This is a genomic window from Micromonospora sp. NBC_01699 (assembly GCF_036250065.1).
Classification (GTDB): Bacteria; Actinomycetota; Actinomycetes; order Mycobacteriales; family Micromonosporaceae; genus Micromonospora_G.
Genome location: NZ_CP109199.1, coordinates 4814640 through 4817625, shown reverse-complemented (window position 1 = coordinate 4817625; position 2986 = coordinate 4814640). Strand labels below are relative to the sequence as shown.

Below are 2986 nucleotides of genomic sequence, written 5' to 3'. Positions count from 1 at the left end.
TCGGTCGCGCTCCGGCGTTGGCGACAGCCACCCGGGCAGGAGAAATCGGCGGGGGCCACCGAACAGAAAACCGGTGGCCCCGCCGCCTGGCGGGACCACCGGAGGACGCGGGCAGCGCGTTACCGGGCAGGTACGACGTACGCCACCAGCCGGGCGGCCTCCCCTTCGCCGACGGCGACCACGACGGCCTCGGCCACGTCCGGGCTGGCCCGTACGGTGGACTCGACCTCGCCCAACTCGACCCGGAAACCCCGGACCTTCACCTGGTCGTCCACTCGGCCGAGGAACTCCAACTCGCCGGTGGAGCGCCGCCGCACCCGGTCACCGGTGCGGTAGAGCCGCCGACCGGGCAGACCCGAGAACGGGTCCGCGACGAACCGGGACGCGGTCAGGCCCGGCCGGCCCAGATAGCCGCGCGAGACGCCGGCACCGCCGACGAACAGTTCGCCGACGGCCCCGGTCGGTACCAGCGCTCCGTGGCGGTCCACCACGCAGAGGAACGCGTTGTCGACCGGTACGCCGATCGGCACCGGCGGCATCTCCTCGCGCCGGGTCGTCCAGGCGGCTGCGTTCATGGTGACCTCGGTCGGGCCGTACAGGTTGTGCAGCCGGGGCCCGAACGCGGCGGCCCGGGGCGGCACGTCGGCGGCCAGCTGCTCGCCGCCGGTGAAGATGTTCCGCAGCGTCGGTATCCGGGATTCGAGGTCCTGGTCCAGGAAGAGCGACAGCAGGTGCGGTGCGAGCTGCGCCGTGCTGACCCGGTGCCGTTCCATGTGCTCGACCAGGTAACCGATGTCCGCATGCCGGTCCGGTTCGAGGACCACCAGGGTGCCGCCCGTTGTCAGGGGCATCCAGAACTCCCAGACCGAGCCGTCGAAGCTGAACGACGTACGTTGCAGCACCCGCTCGTCGGGTCGGATACCGAATCGGCCGACGATCCAGTGCATGTGGTTGACCAGGTTGCGGTGCGTCACCGCGACGCCCTTGGGTAGGCCGGTGGAGCCGGAGGTGTAGATGACGTAGGCGACGTTGTCCGCCGAGATCCCCGCCCGCGCCGTTGGCAGCGATGCCGTAGGTGGCGTCTCCGGGGTGGTCACCTCAAGGGCCGGTGTGCCGGTTCCGGCCACCAGCGGTCGTAGTTCCTCGGTGGTCAGGACCGCGGCCAGCGCGGCGTCCCCGGCCATGAAGGCCAGCCGTTCCACCGGGTACAGCGGGTCCAACGGCACGTACGCTCCGCCGGCCATCAGCACGCCGAGCAGCGCCACCACCAGCTCCACCGATCGGTCCAGACAGACACCGACCCGGGACTCCGGTCCGACGCCGACCTCGGTGAGCCGCCGGGACAGCAGATCCGCCCAGGTGACCAACTGCCGGTACGAGACGGACCGGTCGCCGAACTGGACGGCCACCGCCTCCGGCGTCGCGACGGACTGCGCCAGCACCAGTTCGTGCAGCAGGGTGGGGTCGTCTCCGTCCACCCGGACGGTGCCCAGCACGCAGTTCTGGCCCGGTGCCACCATCGGCACCGCGCCCAGCGGCCGGTCCGGGTCGGCGGCCATGCCCTCCAGCAGCGTCGACAGGTAGCGGGCCAGCCGCTGTACGGTGGTGCTGTCCCAGAGGGCGGACGAGTAGCCGAGACAGAGTTCGATCGCCGTGTCCTGCACCGTGAAGTCGAACGTGAGGTCGAACGCCGAGCGCGGCGGATCGGTGTGCAGCCGCTGCACCGCGACCCCCGGCAGGGCGAACGCCGCCGCGACCGGCTCCTGTAGCGTCACCAGCGACTGCAACAACGGGTGGTGGCCGCCACCGGACCCGGCCCCGGTCAGCTCGACGATCTCGGCGAACGGGAGATCGGCCTGCGCGACCGCGTCCCGATGCACCCGGTGGGCGCGGGCGACGGCCTCGGCGACCGTCGGGTTGTCCGACAGGTCGCAGCGCAGCGGCAGCGGCTCCGCGAGCCGTCCGACGACCTCGGAGGTTGCGGGGAGCGTGCCGAGCACGAAGTCGTCCATGCCGGACAGTCGCGCGAGCAGGCTCTGTACGCCGGCGCTGAGCACGGCGAACAGGTCGGCGGCGCAGGACTGTGCCAGTTGGCTCAGCTCGGCCCGGCCGAAGAACCGGTACACCACCTGAGAGGTCGCGCCGCCGGCCACCGCCGGGCGGGGCCGGTCCAACGGCAGCTCCAGCAGGTGTGGCGCACTGCTCAGGGTGTCCCGCCAGTACCGGCGTCGCGCAGTCGCGCCGTCGCCGGCCAGCCACCGCCGGCGGGCCGCCACCGTATCGAGGAACGAGGTCGGCGGGGCGACCGGGTCCGTGCTCAGTTCGTCGCCAATGATTCGCACCGAGCCGGTGTCGGCCGCCAGTTGGTGCGCCGTCAGGACCAGGACGTGGTCGTCGGGCGCCAGCCGGACGATCCGGGGCGCGAACAGTGGGCCGGCGGTCAGGTCGAAGGTACGGGCGGTCTCCTCCCGCAGCACCCGGGCGATCGTCGCCTCGACTCCCTCTCCGGGCGGTCGGTCCTGCACCGGTACGGTCCACCCGTCGGTGACGATCTGCGCCGACTCACCGTCGTCGACGATGCGTACCCGCAGTGCCTCGTGCCGGTCGATCAGCCGACCGAGCCGGGCGGCGAGAACGTCCGGGTCCAGTTCGCCGATGAGTCGGAGCACCACCGGCATCGTCAGGTCCGAGGCGTGCCGGTCCGGCGCCGTCCGTTCCCACAGCGCCCGCTGTGCGGCGGAAAGCGGCGTCACCCGATGCACATCTGTTCCGCGGGACGTCGGCGGGACCGGTGCAATAGCGTTGTCCATCAGGCTTCCTCGCTCTTGACTCGAACCGGCCACGGCCGTTATAAGGGCGGCCGGAAACGCGCGGAGACCCGGTCCGGCGCCAACCCCGGACTGTGCTCGGGCGACGCGGAAAACGCCGGACGACAACGATCTTCTGGATGGTGCGGGGACACGCGCGCACGGCAATCCTGAGGGTA

The 2986-nt window shown here is 71.7% G+C and carries 1 protein-coding gene; it reads right to left on the bottom strand.

The genetic code is table 11. From position 1 onward, the window contains the following. Window positions 1-119: 119 nt before the first annotated feature. Window positions 120-2753 carry a non-ribosomal peptide synthetase gene (locus tag OG792_RS20225; RefSeq protein WP_329101141.1) on the bottom strand — a complete coding sequence of 878 codons (2634 nt, stop codon included), beginning with the start codon at window positions 2751-2753 and terminating at the stop codon, window positions 120-122. Window positions 2754-2986: the final 233 nt, after the last annotated feature.